This is a genomic window from Cohnella sp. SGD-V74, assembly GCF_003001675.1.
Lineage (GTDB): Bacteria > Bacillota > Bacilli > Paenibacillales > Paenibacillaceae > Cohnella.
The window spans coordinates 110,569-127,757 of the sequence record NZ_PVYW01000010.1; the positions used below are offsets into that span (position 1 = coordinate 110,569).

General features: G+C 58.9%; 16 protein-coding genes. 11 read left to right on the plus strand and 5 right to left on the minus strand.

What is annotated here, in order from left to right; translation table 11 throughout:
• Positions 1–59: 59 nt before the first annotated feature.
• From B0G52_RS16430 to B0G52_RS16450, 5 genes are all read left to right on the plus strand, one after another.
• On the plus strand, positions 60–1,289 hold the full coding sequence (locus tag B0G52_RS16430) for an MFS transporter (protein ID WP_094046214.1): 1,230 nt from the start codon (positions 60–62) through the stop codon (positions 1,287–1,289).
• A gap of 115 nt (positions 1,290–1,404) precedes the next feature.
• Positions 1,405–2,568 carry an iron-containing alcohol dehydrogenase gene (locus B0G52_RS16435; protein WP_094046216.1) on the plus strand — a complete coding sequence of 388 codons (1,164 nt, stop codon included), beginning with the start codon at positions 1,405–1,407 and terminating at the stop codon, positions 2,566–2,568.
• A gap of 75 nt (positions 2,569–2,643) precedes the next feature.
• Positions 2,644–3,351 (plus strand): DNA alkylation repair protein, encoded by a 708-nt coding sequence (locus tag B0G52_RS16440; protein ID WP_094046466.1) that lies wholly within the window; start codon positions 2,644–2,646, stop codon positions 3,349–3,351.
• 114 nt (positions 3,352–3,465) lie between these two features.
• Positions 3,466–4,752, plus strand: coding sequence for an MFS transporter (locus tag B0G52_RS16445; RefSeq protein ID WP_094046218.1), 1,287 nt, complete (start codon positions 3,466–3,468; stop codon positions 4,750–4,752).
• Positions 4,742–5,659, plus strand: a complete 918-nt coding sequence (locus tag B0G52_RS16450) for a polysaccharide deacetylase family protein (protein ID WP_094046220.1) — start codon at positions 4,742–4,744, stop codon at positions 5,657–5,659. The genes B0G52_RS16445 and B0G52_RS16450 overlap by 11 nt, the downstream gene beginning before the upstream one ends.
• Positions 5,660–5,882: 223 nt before the next feature.
• Here B0G52_RS16450 and B0G52_RS16455 read toward each other — a convergent pair whose 3' ends face one another.
• Positions 5,883–6,854: a GntR family transcriptional regulator gene (locus B0G52_RS16455; RefSeq protein ID WP_094046222.1), complete on the minus strand. Its 972-nt coding sequence runs from the start codon at positions 6,852–6,854 to the stop codon at positions 5,883–5,885.
• Between the two features lie 203 nt (positions 6,855–7,057).
• Between B0G52_RS16455 and B0G52_RS16460 the strand changes: the two genes are divergently transcribed.
• Positions 7,058–7,546 (plus strand): HPP family protein, encoded by a 489-nt coding sequence (locus B0G52_RS16460; protein ID WP_094046468.1) that lies wholly within the window; start codon positions 7,058–7,060, stop codon positions 7,544–7,546.
• 242 nt (positions 7,547–7,788) lie between these two features.
• Positions 7,789–9,030, plus strand: a complete 1,242-nt coding sequence (locus B0G52_RS16465) for a TolB family protein (protein WP_094046224.1) — start codon at positions 7,789–7,791, stop codon at positions 9,028–9,030.
• Positions 9,031–9,043: 13 nt separating this feature from the next.
• On the opposite strand, the gene B0G52_RS16470 is transcribed toward B0G52_RS16465, so the two are convergent.
• Positions 9,044–10,027 carry a DUF1835 domain-containing protein gene (locus B0G52_RS16470; RefSeq protein ID WP_094046226.1) on the minus strand — a complete coding sequence of 328 codons (984 nt, stop codon included), beginning with the start codon at positions 10,025–10,027 and terminating at the stop codon, positions 9,044–9,046.
• Positions 10,028–10,183: 156 nt separating this feature from the next.
• On the opposite strand from B0G52_RS16470, the gene B0G52_RS16475 reads away from it, so the two are divergent.
• The 4 genes from B0G52_RS16475 (at position 10,184) to B0G52_RS16490 (ending at position 13,794) form a co-directional block, all read left to right on the plus strand.
• On the plus strand, positions 10,184–11,104 hold the full coding sequence (locus B0G52_RS16475) for a peptidoglycan-binding domain-containing protein (RefSeq protein ID WP_233162728.1): 921 nt from the start codon (positions 10,184–10,186) through the stop codon (positions 11,102–11,104).
• A 190-nt stretch (positions 11,105–11,294) separates the two neighbouring features.
• The gene (locus B0G52_RS16480) at positions 11,295–12,404 is read left to right on the plus strand and encodes an MBL fold metallo-hydrolase (RefSeq protein WP_094046230.1); all 1,110 of its coding nucleotides are present in this window, start codon (positions 11,295–11,297) and stop codon (positions 12,402–12,404) included.
• 401 nt (positions 12,405–12,805) lie between these two features.
• On the plus strand, positions 12,806–13,405 hold the full coding sequence (locus B0G52_RS16485) for an ASCH domain-containing protein (protein ID WP_094046232.1): 600 nt from the start codon (positions 12,806–12,808) through the stop codon (positions 13,403–13,405).
• A 38-nt stretch (positions 13,406–13,443) separates the two neighbouring features.
• Positions 13,444–13,794: an MGMT family protein gene (locus B0G52_RS16490; protein ID WP_094046234.1), complete on the plus strand. Its 351-nt coding sequence runs from the start codon at positions 13,444–13,446 to the stop codon at positions 13,792–13,794.
• 83 nt (positions 13,795–13,877) lie between these two features.
• On the opposite strand, the gene pepT is transcribed toward B0G52_RS16490, so the two are convergent.
• From pepT to B0G52_RS16505, 3 genes are all read right to left on the minus strand, one after another.
• On the minus strand, positions 13,878–15,110 hold the full coding sequence (gene pepT / locus B0G52_RS16495; RefSeq protein WP_094046236.1) for a peptidase T: 1,233 nt from the start codon (positions 15,108–15,110) through the stop codon (positions 13,878–13,880).
• A 156-nt stretch (positions 15,111–15,266) separates the two neighbouring features.
• The gene (locus tag B0G52_RS16500; protein ID WP_094046238.1) at positions 15,267–15,575 is read right to left on the minus strand and encodes a hypothetical protein; all 309 of its coding nucleotides are present in this window, start codon (positions 15,573–15,575) and stop codon (positions 15,267–15,269) included.
• A 106-nt stretch (positions 15,576–15,681) separates the two neighbouring features.
• Positions 15,682–17,106: a leucyl aminopeptidase family protein gene (locus tag B0G52_RS16505; protein ID WP_233162731.1), complete on the minus strand. Its 1,425-nt coding sequence runs from the start codon at positions 17,104–17,106 to the stop codon at positions 15,682–15,684.
• Positions 17,107–17,189: the final 83 nt, after the last annotated feature.

The window sequence follows — 17,189 nt, forward strand, 5'->3', positions numbered from 1 at the left end:
TTAATTCGCTTTCTATAATAGGCTTTGTGAAAAAATCCGTTTCGGGAAAGAGGTCAATCATGAATCAACAGCCAGGCAACGACAGCATCTGGAACCAGCCGAAGGCGGTATGGGCGATCGGGTTCGCTTCCATCATCGCTTTCATGGGGCTGGGCCTCGTCGATCCTATTCTTCCGGCGATCGCAGAGAAGCTCGACGCTTCGGCGAGCCAGGTGACTTTATTGTTTACCAGCTACAATCTCGTGATGGCGATCGCCATGCTGATCACGGGCGCGATCTCGTCCAGGCTCGGCATCAAATGGACGCTGATGTGCGGGATCGTCATCATCGCGCTGTTCTCGGCGCTTGGCGGCAGCTCCGGCGGCATCTGGGAGCTCGTATGGCTCCGGGGCGGCTGGGGGCTGGGCAACGCGCTATTCGTGGCCACGGCGCTGTCGGCGATCGTCTCATTCTCCCGCTCGGGCGTAGCCAAGGCGATCATTCTGTACGAGGCCGCTATCGGGCTCGGAATTTCCGTAGGGCCGCTGCTTGGCGGCAGTCTCGGCTCCATCTCCTGGAGAGGGCCGTTCTTCGGTGTGGCGTGTTTGATGGGGCTTGCGTTTCTGCTGCTCTTGTTTATGATGCCCTCCCGCAATCCGGCCGCGGCATCGTCCATGACGACCGCTCCGGCACAGGCGCCTGCCCGAAAGACGTCCATTCTGGACCCGTTCCGCGCGCTGAAACATCCGGCGCTGCTCATTCTGGGCATCGCGGCGCTTCTGTACAACTTCGGCTTTTTCACGCTGCTCGCGTATTCCCCGTTCGTCATGCATCTGGACGAGCACGGCTTGGGTTACGTTTTCCTCGGCTGGGGGCTGCTGCTGGCGGTTACTTCCGTGTTTATGGCGCCCGTGCTGGAGAGAAAGCTGGGCACGATCAACGCCATGTGCCTGATGCTGACCCTGTTCGCTCTCACCCTTGTCGCGATGGGAATCTGGACTTCGACGAGGGAAGTCGTCATCGTCGCGGTCATACTGGCCGGCGGCTTCCTCGGCAACAACAATACGCTCATCACGACGGCCGTCATGCAGGCCGCGCCGGTCGAGCGCTCGACCGCTTCCGCGGCGTACAGCTTCCTGCGTTTTCTCGGAGGGGCGGCGGCGCCTTATTTCGCGGGCAAGCTGGCCGAGTGGTACAACCCGCATATCCCTTTTTACGTCGGCGGCGCCTTCGTCCTCGTATCGGTTCTGTTCATTCTGGCGACGCGGAAGCACTTGCGCCGCATCGACTCATCCGTATCCGCTCATTAACTTTCTCCAGACGTTCGACCCCGGACGAAGCCGGATGTGCTAGGCAAGCCAAAGAATGGTACACTAGAGGAGGAGTACCCATTTTGGCTCGAGAGCCTAGGAGGGAATACGAAGCATGAACGCATTTGAATGGTATAATCCGACCAAGCTGGTCTTCGGAGCGGACAAGGTCGGACAGTTGGGGGAATTGATCGAACCCTACGGAAAGCGGATCTTGCTCGTATACGGCGGAGGAAGCATCAAGAAAACCGGACTGTACGACGATGTGATGTTCCAGCTCCGGGAAATTGGGGCGACGGTCCACGAGCTTTCCGGAGTCGAGCCGAACCCGCGTCTCTCCACGGTGAACCGGGGCATAGATATTTGCCGGACGGAGGACATCGAGTTTATCCTTGCGGTCGGAGGCGGAAGCGTGCTGGATGCATCGAAGGCGATCGCGGCGGGCGCCGTGTACAACGGCGACGTATGGGATTTCACGATCCGCAAGGCGGTCATTCAAGATGCGCTGCCGCTCGGGACTGTGCTGACGCTCGCGGCTACGGGCTCCGAAATGAACGGCAACGCCGTTATCACGAACTGGGAGACGAAGCAGAAAAGGGGACTCGGCAGCAAGCTGGTCTACCCTCGCTTTTCCATATTGGATCCGAAGCTGACCTATACGGTACCCCGCGATCAGACGGTGAACGGGATCGTCGATATTATGTCGCACGTGTTCGAGCAGTATTTTACACTGACGACCGACATTCCGCTTCAGGAGCGGCTTGCCGAATCCGTTCTGCTGACCGTCATCGAGAATGGGGAGAAAGCGCTGGAGGACGGGACGGACTACGACGCCCGAGCGAACCTGCTGCTGGCGGGTACATACGCGCTGAACGGCACGCTGCCGAACGGAGTGACGACGGATTGGGCGACGCACGGCATCGAACATGAGGTGAGCGCTGTCTACGACATCGCGCACGGGGCCGGGCTGGCGATTTTGTTCCCGAACTGGATGAAATACGTGTACAAGGAGCGGATAAGCAAATTCGTACAGTACGCGGTGCGTATCTGGCAGATCGATCCGGCGGGAAAGAGTGACGACGAGATCGCGCTGGCAGGCATCGAGGCGACGAGAGCGTATTTCACACGGATCGGCGCTCCGGCGACGCTCGGGGAGGTCGGCATCAGCGACGAGCATCTGGAGCGGATGGCGGAAGAAGCGACGCGGTTCGGGCCGATCGGCTCGTTTAAGCTGCTGTCGCAGGACGACGTTCTGAGCATACTGAAAGCAAGCTTGTAATCTCAATAAGACGGAGGCGTTCCGCGGCGCGGCCGGGGGACGTCTCTTCGATATGTGGAGGAAGCAAAGATGGCGCTGACATTGGACGAAGTGATGGGCAAGCTGGAGGAAATGGGAACGGAGCAGACGAAGAAAACGTTCCTGAGACACGGGGCGAGCGAGCCTCTGTTCGGCGTGAAAGTGGGAGATCTGAAGAAGCTGGTCAAAGACGTGAAAAAGGATCAGCAGCTGGCCCGCGACCTCTACGAGACGGGCAACTACGATGCGATGTATTTGGCGGGACTGACCGTCGATCCGCGGACGGCGACCCGAGAGATGCTGCAGCAGTGGGTACGTAAGGCTTATTGGCACGCTGTCGCCGAATATACCGTTGCCGGGGTAGCCGCCGAGAGTCCGTTCGCGCTGGAGCTGGCCAGAGAGTGGATCGATTCGCCGGAGGAGCTGATCGCGACCTGCGGGTGGAGCACGTACGCCAACTATGTCTCCATCACGCCCGACGAGCGCTTGGATCTGGAGGAGATAAAGGCCTATTTGCATCGCATTGGAAACGTCATTCACGAGGAGCGCAACTGGGTTCGGTATACAATGAATGGCTTCGTCATTGCGGCAGGCTGCTACGTGGCGCCGCTGAGCGAGGAAGCGGAACGCGTCGCCGGTAAGATCGGCCAAGTGCAGGTGAACGTCGGACAGACGGCGTGCAAGGTGCCGCTCGCCACCGATTATATCGTCAAAGTGCTGGAAGCGGGCAAAACCGGAAGGAAAAGAAAAACCTGTATTTGTTAACGTCCGAGCCGAAAAAACAACGGATAATCCGTCAATTGTCGAATATATAGAAGGAAAAGGCAGACCGTTTGTTGAATGCGTTTACATTCGAAGTTGGCGGAGGGTGTTGTGTCGATGCGGCAAAGATTTGTGAATACCCCGATGATGTACGCATTCGGGATGCTGGCCATGATGATTCCGAGCCAGGCGTTCAGTACGTTTTACAGCTATTATTATGTGGATAAGCTTGGCCTTGGCCTTGGACTGGCGACGCTGGCCCGCACGATTTTTATGATCTGGGATGCGGTTAACCAGCCGCTGTTCGGCTACTGGTCCGATCGGACCAAATCCAAGTATGGACGCCGGAGACCGTGGATTTTCATCGCAATTCCGTTTTTTGCGCTGGCGTTCATCATGGTGTTTTCTCCTCCGGAGAGCCTATCCGAGATGGGGCTGTTTACGTGGTTCCTGATCGCGCTCATCTTCTACGAGGCGGTGGCGACCGTGATCTGGGTCAACTACGGCGCGTTGTTCGCCGAGCTGTTCCGGGGAGATCGAGTTCGCGCCAAGGCATCCGCCGTTCAGCAAGGGTTTCAGATCGTGGCGCTGCTGATCGGGACGGCGGCGACGCCTTTTCTGTACAATGCGATGGGCTTCAGCAATATGGCGATTGTGTATGCGGTAATGTTTGCCGCGCTTATGCTCATCTGTTTGCGGTTTGTGAGAGAGGACCCGGAAGCGAGCGCCGCCCCGCAGCCCAAGCTGAAAGAGGCGTTCAAAGAAACGCTCAGCAATAAGCCGTTCTGGCTGGTCAACCTGGCGAATTCGTTCGCGCAGACGGTTAACGGCTTGCTTAGCGCTACGATCCCCTTTTACGCCAAGTATGTACTGAAGATTCCCGAGGCCCAAAATACGATACTGCTGGCTTCCGTCTTCGTGTCCGTCATTCCGCTCGTCGCCGTCTGGTACTGGCTGCTGCGCCGGATGGACCCGGTCAAAGGCTGGAGGCTGTCGTTCATCGCATACGCGCTGTCCGTTATTCCGCTCTGGTTCGGCACGGGCTTGATCAGCGGCGTTATCGCGGGAGTGATCGTCGGCTTCGGGCTGGCCGGCTTCCTGGTCTCGCCTCCGATGGTCAACAGCAACATTATAGACATGGACGCGGAAAAAACGGGCAGCAGGCGGGAAGGCATCTATACGGCGGTCAGCGGTTTTATTATTCGTTCAAGCGGCTTGATTTCGGTGGTGGCTTTCTGGATCGTCGGCATTATTTTCGGCTACGAGAGCGGGGACAATCCCGGACCCGATCCGGAGAAAACCTTCCGCTATTTGATTAGCGTCGTTCCGCTGATATTGCTGACGTTCTCGATCGTGATTTCTTACTTCGTGAAAATAGAGAGGAAGCCCGCAAATGAGTCCTAAGTATCTCGTCATCAACTGCGACGATTTCGGCCAGAGCAGGCCGATGAACGAAGCGATCATGCATCTGCTGGAAGAGCGGCGAGTGTCCTCGGCGACGATTATGGCGCCAGCCCCCGGCTTCGAGGAGGCGGCGGAATGGTGCAGACGCAGAGGGCAGACCAATGTCGGACTGCATTTGACGCTGACGAGCGAGTTCGACGCTGTTCGCTGGTCCAGCCTGACCGGGCACCCTTCGCTCCACGACGAGAGCGGCCATATGCATAAGACGGTCGAAGCCTTCGAACGCCATGCCGATACGGAGGCCGTTCTGAAGGAACTGCACGCCCAATACGAGAAAGCTGTCCGGTCCGGCCTGCGGCTGAGCCACGCGGACAATCATATGGGCAGCCTGTACGGCACCGCGACGGGCCGAAGCCACATCCCGCACGCGCTTAAGCTGTGCGCCAAGTGGAAGCTGCCCTTCCGCCTCTTCCGCAAAGTCCATCCGGGCGATCCGCTGCTCTCCGGCATTCCGGGGGTCGAGCGCGCGGCGGCCAAGGCTTCGGCAGTGGCCGGTCTGCTGGGCGTGGCGATTCCCGACTATTTGCTGTCGCATGCTTTTCACGTCCAAGAGGGGGAAACCTACGAGCGGTTCAAAGAGGAGCTGATCGGCAAGCTCTACGACCTGCCCGAGGGGATCAGCGAGACGTACATACATCCCGCCGCGGAAGACGCTCATATGCAAGAGAACGTGCCGCATTGGGAGAAACGGGTGTGGGAGTACCGTCTGATGCTGGACGATGACTTCTCCTATGCGATTCGAGACGCCGGCGTGACACTGACCGACTACGGGCATGTCCGCAAGCATGGCAGAGCTTCGAGGCTGGGCTCGGTGTTGGCGCTGACGCGGGAACTGTTGAAAAAATAAAGAAGAGGCCGTCCATAAGTGAGGAAGTACAAGATTATCGATGAAAAAGAAGGGCATCTATCTCCTGGAGACTGCCTCATACGGTCCTGAAATCACCTATTCACGGGTTTACCGTTCCCATTTCAGGATCGTATAGCATCGGAAGGAGATAGATGCCTATTACCATACATCCATCGATAATCGTTAGGTACAACTCTGTTTACTTATGCGACAGCCTCTTCATTCAAGGATCGAGAGACAGGTCGCGGAGCAGCTTTTCGCTGCTTCGTTCCAGCACGAGCGGGTAGAGCGCAGCTTTTTCCGGGGCCAGCGAGCGCAGCTCGTCATATGCGGCGGACGAAGCGTAGACGCGGTCGGCGTGACCGACGATCTTCCGCAGAGCTTCGAGGTTGTCGGTACCCCCAACGTCGCTGGCGATATGGGTCAATCCGGCTTCGGCTACCCGGTCGGCCATCCACTGTCCGCCCTGCCGGCCGAGACAGACGAAAGCAATCCGGCTTCCGGCGTCCATCCGGGCAATCTCCAGCAGCACCGGCGGAGAGGCCGCCGCCCCGATCGTCAGCAAAGGAACGTTAACCCCTTCCAGCAGTCCGCGCACCTCATCCACATGATTCAACGTTGTGACCACTGCATCCGCTCGCCCAGCCGCCCCGGCAAGAATGTCCGCCCGTCCGGCGATTTCCTCCAGGAACAGCACGTTTACCACCGCTTGAGCCTCTTTCTCGACCTGCTCCCGATAGAAGGGATGGTCGTGCCCGCGGCATTCGACGAACAGCAGCTTCCGCTTGCCGTCCGAAGCCGCAGACTTTCCGAACAGCCGCGCGAACGCCAGTCCGGCGAGCGCAAGCTCGTCCGGGGAGATTCCGTTCTCTTCGGCTTCCTGCATTGTTTTCAAGAGCAGCTCGCGCATCGCTTGCCGCTTGCGGATCAGCGTCTCCGCAGCGGGGCCGGCCAATACTTGCGTGCCGCGTCCCTTTTTGCCCGAGACGAGACCTTCCTCGCGAAGCTGCGCATAGACAAGGTTCACCGTGTTGCGATTAACCTGCAGCGCGTCCGCCAATTGGCCCGCCGGAGGAAGCAGCTCTCCCGGGCGAATGGCGCCGATGCCGATCAGCCATTTCAGCTGCTCCTTGATCTGGACGTTGATGGAGTAGGAAAATTCGGGATCCGCTTGCAGGCGGATGTCATTGTTCATCTCGGACGCCCCCGTTCGATGGTAGTCGAGTTAGTCTTATTATACACGCGCGGAACGGAATAGGGATAATTAAATGTCTATTTGACTAGTCATTTAGGATAAATTTATTGACAAAAGACTATTTAAATAGTTATATATGATTATTTTAATAGTTATTTGAGGTGGCGACGGTGAAGAAGAGCTTGCAGAATTACTTGGGAAAAATGTCCGGTTCGGGACGCAGTCCGCTCAAAGTCGTTCCTCGAACGGCGGCGGTCGGTTTGCTGGGAGGATTTATCGCGATCGGATTGCTGGCGCTGCTGGGCGATTCCACTGCCTCGATCTGGCTGATGGCTCCGTTCGGGGCAAGCTGCGTACTGGCTTTCGGCCTGTGGGACGCGCCGCTCTCGCAGCCTCGCAACATCGTCGGAGGTCATCTGGTATCCAGCGCGGTCGGCTTGGTGCTGCTGCACGCTTTCGGTCAAGCCGGGTGGGTCGTCGCCCTGGGAGTGGCGCTGGCCATAGCGCTCATGCACTTGACCCGCACGACGCATCCTCCTGCCGGAGCCGATCCGATCGTCGTCATCCTGGCCGGGGAGTCCTGGGCCTTCCTGCTCGATCCCGTGCTGGCGGGCTCCGCGGCGATCGTGCTGACCGCGCTGCTCGTGAACAATCTGGACTCCCGGCGCAAGTACCCGACCTTCTGGCTGTGAGCCGTATAAATTTTCCAAGGAGAGGACAACGTAGGGCGTGTATGCATACTCCGAGGATAGCAGGTATTGCCGAATTTTCGTTCCATGCAAGGAACTTTTGTGAAGGCGTACCGGAGGTGCGTCAAGCAAAAGTGACGCAGCAGGGGATGATAGATGCCTCTGAGCGGGTTTGCATACACGCCCTAGGACGGTTAAGCGAATTCGGCCGTTCGCGCGGAAATTTCTAAGGGAGATGAAACGGAATGCTCGTACGTTTTGGGAAACTGCAAGGGATAGCGGTTCTGCTCTCGGCGCTGTTCCTCTTGCTCGGATCGTCGGTTGTCGCGGAGGCTGAGCCTAGAGAAACTCTGAAAGCGGCGTTCGTGCGAGACGGGGATTTGTGGATCAGAAGCGGCGGCACGGAACGGCGATTGACCGAAGGAAAACAGGTTTCTCGGCCGCAATGGTCGTTCGACGGAGAGTGGATCGCTTACCAGGAGGGCGAGGAAACGCCGAATCTCAAACTGTGGCACGTGACTTCGGGGAACAGCCTGGCCGTATTTGCCGAGGGACTTGCGGATTTTCAATGGTCTCCGGATCGCAATGAGCTGGCCTATACGGCAGATCGCAAGCTCAATACGGTCCGACCGGATCGAGAAGCCGGCTCCAAGACGGTCGCGGAAGGTATCGGCAGCTTTTCTTGGCTGCCCGAAGGAAACGGATTTATCGCTTCTTCGGCCGTGAGCCTGCTGCCGGATGGCTGGGAGCGTGTGCGGATTTTGAAGATCCCGCTGGCGGGGGAGGCGGAGACGCTGTACACGCTGCCGCAGGCTTCCGACGACTTCTTCGCCGTCGGCACGAGCGGCTTCAAGTACTCGCCTTCAGGCAAGTGGATTGCGTTCCTGGCGACGCCGACCGCTTCTCTGTCTGCGGACGGCAACTACTTATGCTTGTTGTCCTCGGACGGAACGAGCTTCCACGCGGTCGATCAGATGCTGAACCGCGGCGAGTGGTTCCAGTGGGCGAACCGGGAAGATACGCTGGCTTATATCGCCGGCGTCGGGCGGGAAGTGTCCCGCAATAAGGTTCTTAAGACGGTGAGAATACCGGCATCCGGCAAACCGGCGTCGTATACGCCTAAGGGCTTCGTGGATCAAGGGTTCGCATGGGCGGGAGCGGACCGCATTATCGCTTCCAGGGCGAAGGAGTACGAAGGCGAGGGCGGGATCGACAGCTGGCCGCTGCCCAAGCTGGTCGAGATCCGCTTGCAGGGCAATCGCGCCAGCTCGGTAACGGAGCCTCCGCAAGGCTACGGGGACTTCGCTCCGCAGTTTTTTCCCCGGGAGCAGCGGCTGGTCTGGGTGAGGTCCAACCGTAATCAAGCCGACGCGCTGATCTCGGGACGCGGCGGAAAGCATCCTTCCGTCTGGATCAAAAATATCGGCTCGGGAAGACAGTATTACGGTTACGGGAATTGGGGAGAGGTTCTGTCCGTGTACGGCTGATCGGGAGCGAAGGTCACTTGCGCTCCAGAGTCTCCGACGATTCGTCCCAGCGCCATACTTCCTTCGAGCCGTACAGATGGACGCCTCCGAGCCACAGATCGATTCCGTTCAGCGTTATCCGGTCCTCTTCGCCCTTCAGCGCCTTGGCGCCTGTATCCGTCAGGCGAATACGGGCATGCTGAAATTCCGGAGACATTGCCGCGAACGTCGGGAAGCGAACGATAGGCTGCACGGCAATGAGCGGATGCTGACCTTGAATCATTCCGGCAAGATACAGCCAATATTGCAAATCTCCCATGCCCAGGAGGCTAAGCCGGTCGGAAACGAGCCGGAACAGCTCGAGCGGAGCGTCCACGCCGTCGCGAAGGGCTTCCAAAGTCGCTTGCTCCACAATGCCAAGACCGTTGCGAACGGAAGGGTAGCGGGCCAAATGAATGCGGAAAGCGGAGCGAAGGTATGGAAGCGCCTCGGTGTCTTGCCGCAGGAAGTCGGCCAGCGAGCGAGGATCGGCCGAGGCATACGCTTCCCAGGCCTCGCTGCCAAGGCGGAGTTCCTCCGGTTGAATCTCATGGCGTGCATCCGCGAGCGGAATGAGCTGCTCCGGCAAGAGCTGGCCCAGACCATGAAACGGCTCGAAGCCCGGATATTCCCCGATGCAGACGAGGCTCAGCCGGGTTCGCCCGAGCGGCCGCCGTTCAAATTCGTGAAGCAGGCGGATAAGCATCGTTTGATCGAAGAGATCGTGCTCGAACCAGAGCACGATCTCTTCATGTTCGGTCGCTTGTTCGAAAGCGAGCGTCTGCTCCGCAAGACCGGCTTTCCAATGGTCTGGAGGAATGCCTAACGCCTCGGTCATATACGCGGTGCGGGCTTCATGGCGGGGGTCGGCGAAGATAGGACCTTCCGTATACAGCTCTCTCCAGACGAGAACATCCCCCTGGATTCCTCCGCGTCTCAGGCTGTCCCCGACGTGGTCTCCGTTGACGATATGCAGCATCGCGGCTCCCTTCCGCGCCGCCCTTCGGCGGCTCTCGTTTTTACCCATTATCCGACCTGAACCGGCGGAAAGCAAGGCGTCTTTCCCTGAATAATCAGGCGATTTTGGGAATAGTAAGAACGATTCGAAATCACCGAAATGGCAAGGAGGATGCACATGCATTTGGATACGGAACAGGATCGGTACGAGGAGCGGGGCGATCGGCTGAAGAAGTGGTTGGGAATCGCGGGAAAATGGTTCGTGGTGGCGGCGCTGGCCATCGCCATGACGGTAAGCATGCCCAAGACGAGCTTGGCGGTAGGCAAAGGAGCGCACGGTCCGGACGTCTACGTCATCCAGGGGATGCTGAAGGCGCTTGGCAGCTATTCCGGACCGATTACAGGCCATTACAATCAGGCGACGGTACGCGGAGTGAAGTACTATCAGAAGAAGCACGGTTTGCCCGTGACGGGAACGGTGGACAAGCGTACGTTCACGTCGCTCGTATATGCGTATTCGAGTAAACGCATCGGCGGCGGGCAGAGCTGGCGCGGCAAAAGCGGCGGCAGAGGCTACGGCGGCCAAGGCGCAGGCAGCGGAGGCGGAGCTGGCCAAGGTGGAGGCGGAGCTGGCCAAGGTGGAGGCGGCGCAGGCATCGGTGGCGGAGCGGGCCAAGGCGGCGGTGGTGCAGGCAGCGGAGGCGGAGCGGGCCAAGGCGGCGGTGGTGCAGGCATCGGTGACGGAGGCGGCCAAGGTGGCGGCGGCACTGGCATCGGCGGCGGAACTGGTCAAGGCGGCGGTCAAGGCCAAGGGATAGAAGAAGAGCAGGAAGATCTCGGCAAAGGCAAGACGGAGCTTAAGGAAGAACTGAAGGAAGAGAAGAAAGACGAGATCAAGGAAGAGAAAAAGGAAGAAATCAAGGACGAGGACCATGGCAAAGCCAAAGACGAGGATCACGGCAAAGTCAAAGAAGACGACGGCCACGATCATGGCAAAGCCAAAGGCGACCAAGGCTACGGCGGCGGGCAGCAGCCTCAAGCTCCGCAAGGCGATACGAAGGACGACAAAGGATACGGCTACGGCGGCCGCGGCAACTAATCCGCGCATTTTCCCGAACCCTCTGCTCTCGCGAGCAGGGGGTTTTTCGGGTTGACCTCGCTTGCTCTAAGCGGAGGGAAAGCTCGGAGGTCTTCGATTGGATTTTCGCCGGCAATAGGTATACCATATCTATATACCTAGCTGCGAACGAGATTCGCAGAATCGCACATGAAAGATGAGGTTGACCATTATGGGAACAGTTATCCTTATAGCTGCGATCGTCGCCATCGCGGTGTTGCTGATTGTCCGGTATTATCCGCCGCTCGGCGGCAAAGCGTCGCGAGAGAGCAAGCGGCGGATCGAGGCCTCGCCCCAAAGCCGCGACCGCAAGTTCGAAAATCAGATCCCGACGAGCATGAACATGGATTTCCGCACGGGGCTGAAAGTATTCGTCGATATGATCAAAGGCCACCCCCAAAGCCGGCCCAAACAACCGTTGGAGACGGAGAGGTTAACGCCGGATAGACTGAGCGCGGGCGGAGACGCCGCCGTGACGTGGTTCGGCCACTCGGCGGTGCTGCTTAAGCTGGACGGCAAAACCCTCTTCCTGGATCCGATGCTGGGCCGGGTACCGTCGCCGTTTCCTATGCTGGGAGGACGCCGCTACAGCAAACGGCTGCCGATCGAGATCGACCAGCTTCCGTCGATCGACGCAGTGGTCATCTCCCACGACCACTACGACCATCTGGATTACGGCACGATCAAGAAGCTTCGCAGCAAAGTCCGCAGATTTATCGTGCCGCTCGGCGTAGCCGCCCATCTGGAAAGGTGGGGAGTCGATCCGTCGATCATTACAGAGCACGATTGGTGGGACGAGCTGGAATATGAAGGGTTGAAGCTGGTGTGCGCGCCCGCCCGGCATTTTTCCGGAAGGAACGTGGGCAGCAATCGCAATTCCACCTTGTGGTGCTCGTGGGTGATCGCCGGAAGGCAGGCCAAGGTGTACTTCAGCGGAGACAGCGGCTACGGGCCGCACTTTAAGGAAATTGGAGACAAGCACGGACCGTTCGATCTGACGCTCATGGAATGCGGGCAGTACGACGAGAGATGGTCCGCCATTCATATGATGCCCGAACAAACCGTTCAAGCTCATCTCGACGTCCGGGGCAGGACGATGCTGCCGATCCATTGGGGAGCGTTCACGTTGGCTTTGCATGCCTGGACCGATCCCGTCGAACGAGCGGCGAAGGCCGCGCGGGAACGCGGAGCGACCGTGGTGACTCCCAAAATCGGCGAGATCGTACCGATCGCGGATCCTCAGCCGAAGGCAAAGGCTTGGTGGAAGCCCGAACTGATCTAGTAGATCGCCCCCGAAGTAACGTAACCAAGATGTTGAAGAATCTAGGCTGACTCAGTCTTGCTGAGTCGGGTTGGAGCGGCGAATGAGCTGGTAGAGTAGCTGCAACCGCGCTGTGTCGGGTTGGAGCAGCGAAAGGGCCGGTAGAGTCGCTGCAACCGTGCTGAGTCGGGTTGGAGAGTAAGATTGCATCGGCTTCGAGCGCAATCGCATTTTACTTCTGGAATGCTCTACTAGGGCGTGTATGCAACCTCCGAAGATAGCAGATGTTGCAGAATGTTCGTTCCATGCAAGGAACTTTTGTGAAGGCGTACCGGGGGTACGTCAAGCAAAAGTGACGCAGCAGGCGGTGATAGATGCCCCTGAGCGGGTTGGCATACATGTCCTAAGGGGAGGCGACGGATGTGCTGTTCAAGGAGCGTATTCTGGAAGGAATCCGGAGCGGGGACATTGATGTCGTGTTCCGTCTATGGAACGAACCTCGCGTTCAGAAGAACTCGCGCTTGCGAACGCCGATCGGAATCGTCGAGATCGTGGATGTCGAAGCCGTCCCGGAAGCGGACGTTGCCGCCGAGGAAATCGAGCGTGCAGGGTACGCCTCCCGAGCGGAGATGATGAAGGAGCTCGGCAAACACGGAGGGCGAACCTTCTATCGAATCGCGCTCCGGTACGCCGGGACCGACCCCCGGGAAACGCTGCGAGAGCAGGATGAGCTGACCGATGACGAGATGAAGGGATTGCTTAGCCGTCTCGCGAAAATGGACAAGTCGAGCAGACGAGGGCCGTGGACGTCGGGGACGTTGGCCGCGATCGGAGGGCTTCCCGGGGTACGGGCGGCGGAACTGGCCGTGAACGCAGGCTGGGAGACGGAGAAGTTCAAATTAAACGTCCGCAAGCTGAAAGAGCTGGGCCTGACGATCAGTCTGGGCACCGGTTACCGGTTGTCGCCGCGCGGCGAAGCGGTTATGAAGGCGATCCGGGCGAAGGGAACGAGCCTGGAGTAAGACGGGAGCAGGATACGGAGAAGGGGAGACGGTGGACGGTGCAGCCTTTTACGAAACGGGTCATCGAAGTCATCAAAAGCATTCCCGAAGGATACGTCATGACTTATGGACAAGTTGCCGCATGTGCCGGCAGCCCGAGAGGGGCGAGGCAGGTCGTGCGGATTCTGCATTCGTTAAGCGAGAAGCACGGACTGCCGTGGCACCGGGTCGTCAACTCCAAAGGGGAGATCGCGATCCAGGAAGGTGAAGGGCGTTACATGCAGAAGCTCTACCTGGAAAACGAAGGGGTCGAATTCGGCCTGAACGGCCTGATCGATCTGGACGAGTACCGGTATGTCCCAGAGCTGGAGGGAGACGGCGTTAGGGAAAGCGGCTTCGGCAACGAGTAAGAGAGGGACACGGAATGCCTGAGTCCACTGATAGAACGCGAAAGGCAGGCCCATTCGGGCCTGCCTTGTCTGTCTTGCTGCCGTTAGGAACGCTGCTCGAACAGCTTGGCGATCTCGATAATGACGTTCGTCGCTTGGATCATCGTATCGACGGAGACGTATTCGTAGCGTCCGTGATAGTTTTCGCCGCCGGTGAAAATGTTCGGAGTAGGCAGCCCCATGTAACTGAGCTGAGAGCCGTCGGTTCCTCCGCGAATCGGCTGGATGAGCGGCTCGATGCCGAGGTTGACCATCGCCTGGTGGGCGATATCCACGATCTCGCGGACCGGCTCGATTTTCTCGCGCATGTTGTAATATTGGTCCTTGATCTCCAGCGTGACCCGCTCTTTGCCGTATTTCTCCTGGAGTTCCTCCACGATAGCCGCGAGCAGAGCTTTCCGTCCGTCGAAGCGGGCGCGGTCGAAGTCCCGGATCAGGTAATGCAGCTTGGTCTCCTCTACATCGCCGTTAATCGAGATGAGATGGAAGAAGCCTTCATAGCCGTCGGTATGCTCGGGCGCTTCTTGGACGGGCAGACGATTGTTGATCTCCATCGCGATTTTGGCGGAGTTGACCATTTTGCCTTTGGCCGTTCCGGGGTGGACGATTTTGCCCGTGCACGTAATGCGGGCGGCTGCGGCGTTAAAGCTCTCGTATTGCAGCTCGCCGAGAGGACCGCCGTCCATCGTGTAGGCGAATTGCGCGTCGAAGGCCGCCACGTCGAAGCGGTGAGGTCCGCGGCCGATCTCTTCGTCCGGCGTGAACGCGACGCGGATGCGTCCGTGCTTGATCTCCGGATGCTGGATCAGATAAGCCATCGCGGTCATGATTTCGGTCATGCCCGCTTTGTCGTCGGCGCCAAGCAGCGTCGTGCCGTCGGTCGTGATCAGCGTATGTCCTTTGTATCCCGTCAGCTCAGGAAAATCGCGGGGAGACAGCACAATCCTCTGCTCGGCGTTCAGCACGATGTCTCCGCCGTCGTAGTTTTCGACGATCTGCGGTTTGACGTCCTTGCCCGTAAAGTCGGTCGCCGTATCAAGGTGCGCCAGGAAACCGATCGTCGGCACATCCTTGTCCGTATTGGCGGGAAGGGTGGCCATGACGTAGCCGTTGTCGTCGATCGTCACGTCCTGCATGCCGATCTGCTTCAGTTCTTCTGCCAGCATCCGTCCCAATGTCAACTGTCCTTCGGTCGTCGGACAGGTTTGCTTGCTCTCGTCGGATTGCGTATCGACTTGCACATAAGTTTTGAAACGGGTTATGATCTCGTTTTTCACGGTTTATCTCAGCTCCTCGAAGTTATTTTACCAAAGTTCCGTTCCAGAGCGAAATTTGGTTGAAGCCCTAAGGGGCGGCGAAAGAACAAAGCCTGGAAAGACCGCACAGGGCGGTCTCCAGGCTTTGTTCTTTCGAATATGTAATCGGATACAAAACTAAGCAGCGATGATTCCTCGGGTCTGCAAAGCCGATTGCGCGTGCTCGTCGGCAGGACGGTAGCCTTTTTCCAACAGCTCTTTAATATACATTTTGTTGTAAATGAAAGAGAAGATGATGCCAGGGACCCATGCTCCGAAGCCCAATGTGAAAACCCCGAATGCGCAAGCGGTAATGAACATAATAGCTGCCCATTTCAGATCCCCTCTAAAAAGCGCAGGAAAAAAGCCAAAGAAAAACGTTGTCCAACTAAAGCCCAATTTCGCTTGCTTCAAGCCCCCGGCGGCATTTCTCAATTGTACGTGCATGCACGACAACCTCCATTGAATTATTTTCCATCCACAATTTAGTATAGGTATAAAGTAGTAAATTGTCGATATTTAATTTTTCTTGGAGAAATGCCCAAAAATGTACTTAGATCCCGGAACGGAGGGGGTTATCCGTTCCGGCGGCTCGCTCGACATAGTCGGCGAGAAGCCGGACGCCGAAGCCGGTCGCTCCGGCCGACTCATAACCGCGGTCGCCCGGCGTCTGAACGGTGTTGGCCATGTCGATATGCGCCCAGCGGACGCCCTCGCTCACGAAACGGCGCAGGAACAGCGCCGCCGCGCATGCTCCCCCGTAAGCGCTGGAGCTGATGTTGTTCAGATCGGCATAGTCGCTGCGCAGCAGATCCTCGTCGTCGTCGACGAGCGGCATCGGCCATACCCGGTCTCCGCACGAATCTCCGCAGGAGCGCAGCGTTTCCGTTATGGCCGGATCGCCCCATGCGCCGGCCACTCGCAGTCCGAGCGCATGACCTACGCTGCCCGTCAGCGTGGCGATGTCGACGATCTCGGCGGCGCCAAGGCGCTGCGCGTGCAGCAGAGCGTCGGCGAGAATCAGCCGTCCTTCGGCGTCCGTGTTGCCGACTTGAACGGTCAGGCCGTTCGGGTAGCGGACGATGGAGGAAGGGAGCAGAGCGCCCGAGCCGGGCACGTTGTCCGCGACTGCGATCAGCGCGGCGACATTGACCGCCGAGCCGCTGCGCGCCAGCAGGTCGAGCGCCCCGGCGACGGCGCAAGCTCCGCCCATGTCGAAGCGGGCCTCGCTCAGATCCCGGCCCGTCTTCACGTTCATGCCGCCCATGTCGAACGTCATTCCTTTGCCGACCAGCGCGACCAAGGGCAGAGACGGATCGGAGGCATAGGTCAGTTCGACGAGGGCGGGAGCATGGCGGCTTCCCTGGCTGACGGCAAGAAGGCCGTTCATGCCGGACGCCGCGAGATCGTCTCCGCGGTAGATGCGGACGCCGACTCCCGGCACATCCGCGAAACGCCGCTCGATCTCGTCCGCGAGCCGCTTCGGAGTCATTACGTTGGCAGGCTCGTTGCACCAATCCCGGGCCAATGTCGTGCTCTCTGCGCGCAGCCGCGCTTTCTCCGTTAGCCGAACTGCCGCTTCCCGGTCCGCGCTCCCGGCCAGAAGCCGCAGCGAAGAGACCGCGCTTTTTCTCGCGGCCTCCGTCTTATATCGGTCGAACGCATAGCTGCCGAGCAGCCAGCCTTCCGTCCAAGCCTGCACGCAGATCTCCGCGCCCAGCCTGTCCGCGGCTGCGCCGAGGTCGACTGCCGCCGCCTTGTAGCCTTCGCGGCCGATGGCTCGCGCGGCGCTTCCGGCCGCTCGCCTAAGCCGCTCGGCGTCCAAGCGGTCCGCCGAGCCCAACCCGACGATCGCCGCATGCGGCTCTCCGGGCGCTCCGTACAGCAAGCTCGTCCGTCCAAGAGCTGCGGCCGAAGGAGTAGGTTCAACGTTGAGACCGGGAATGTCTCTCGTCCCTTCGAAGACGAGATGCAGCACAACCTCCGACGACGGACTCACGCCCGAAGCTGAATTTGAATCCGAGCCCAAGACTGAGCCCATGCCCGAAACCGAGCCTGAGT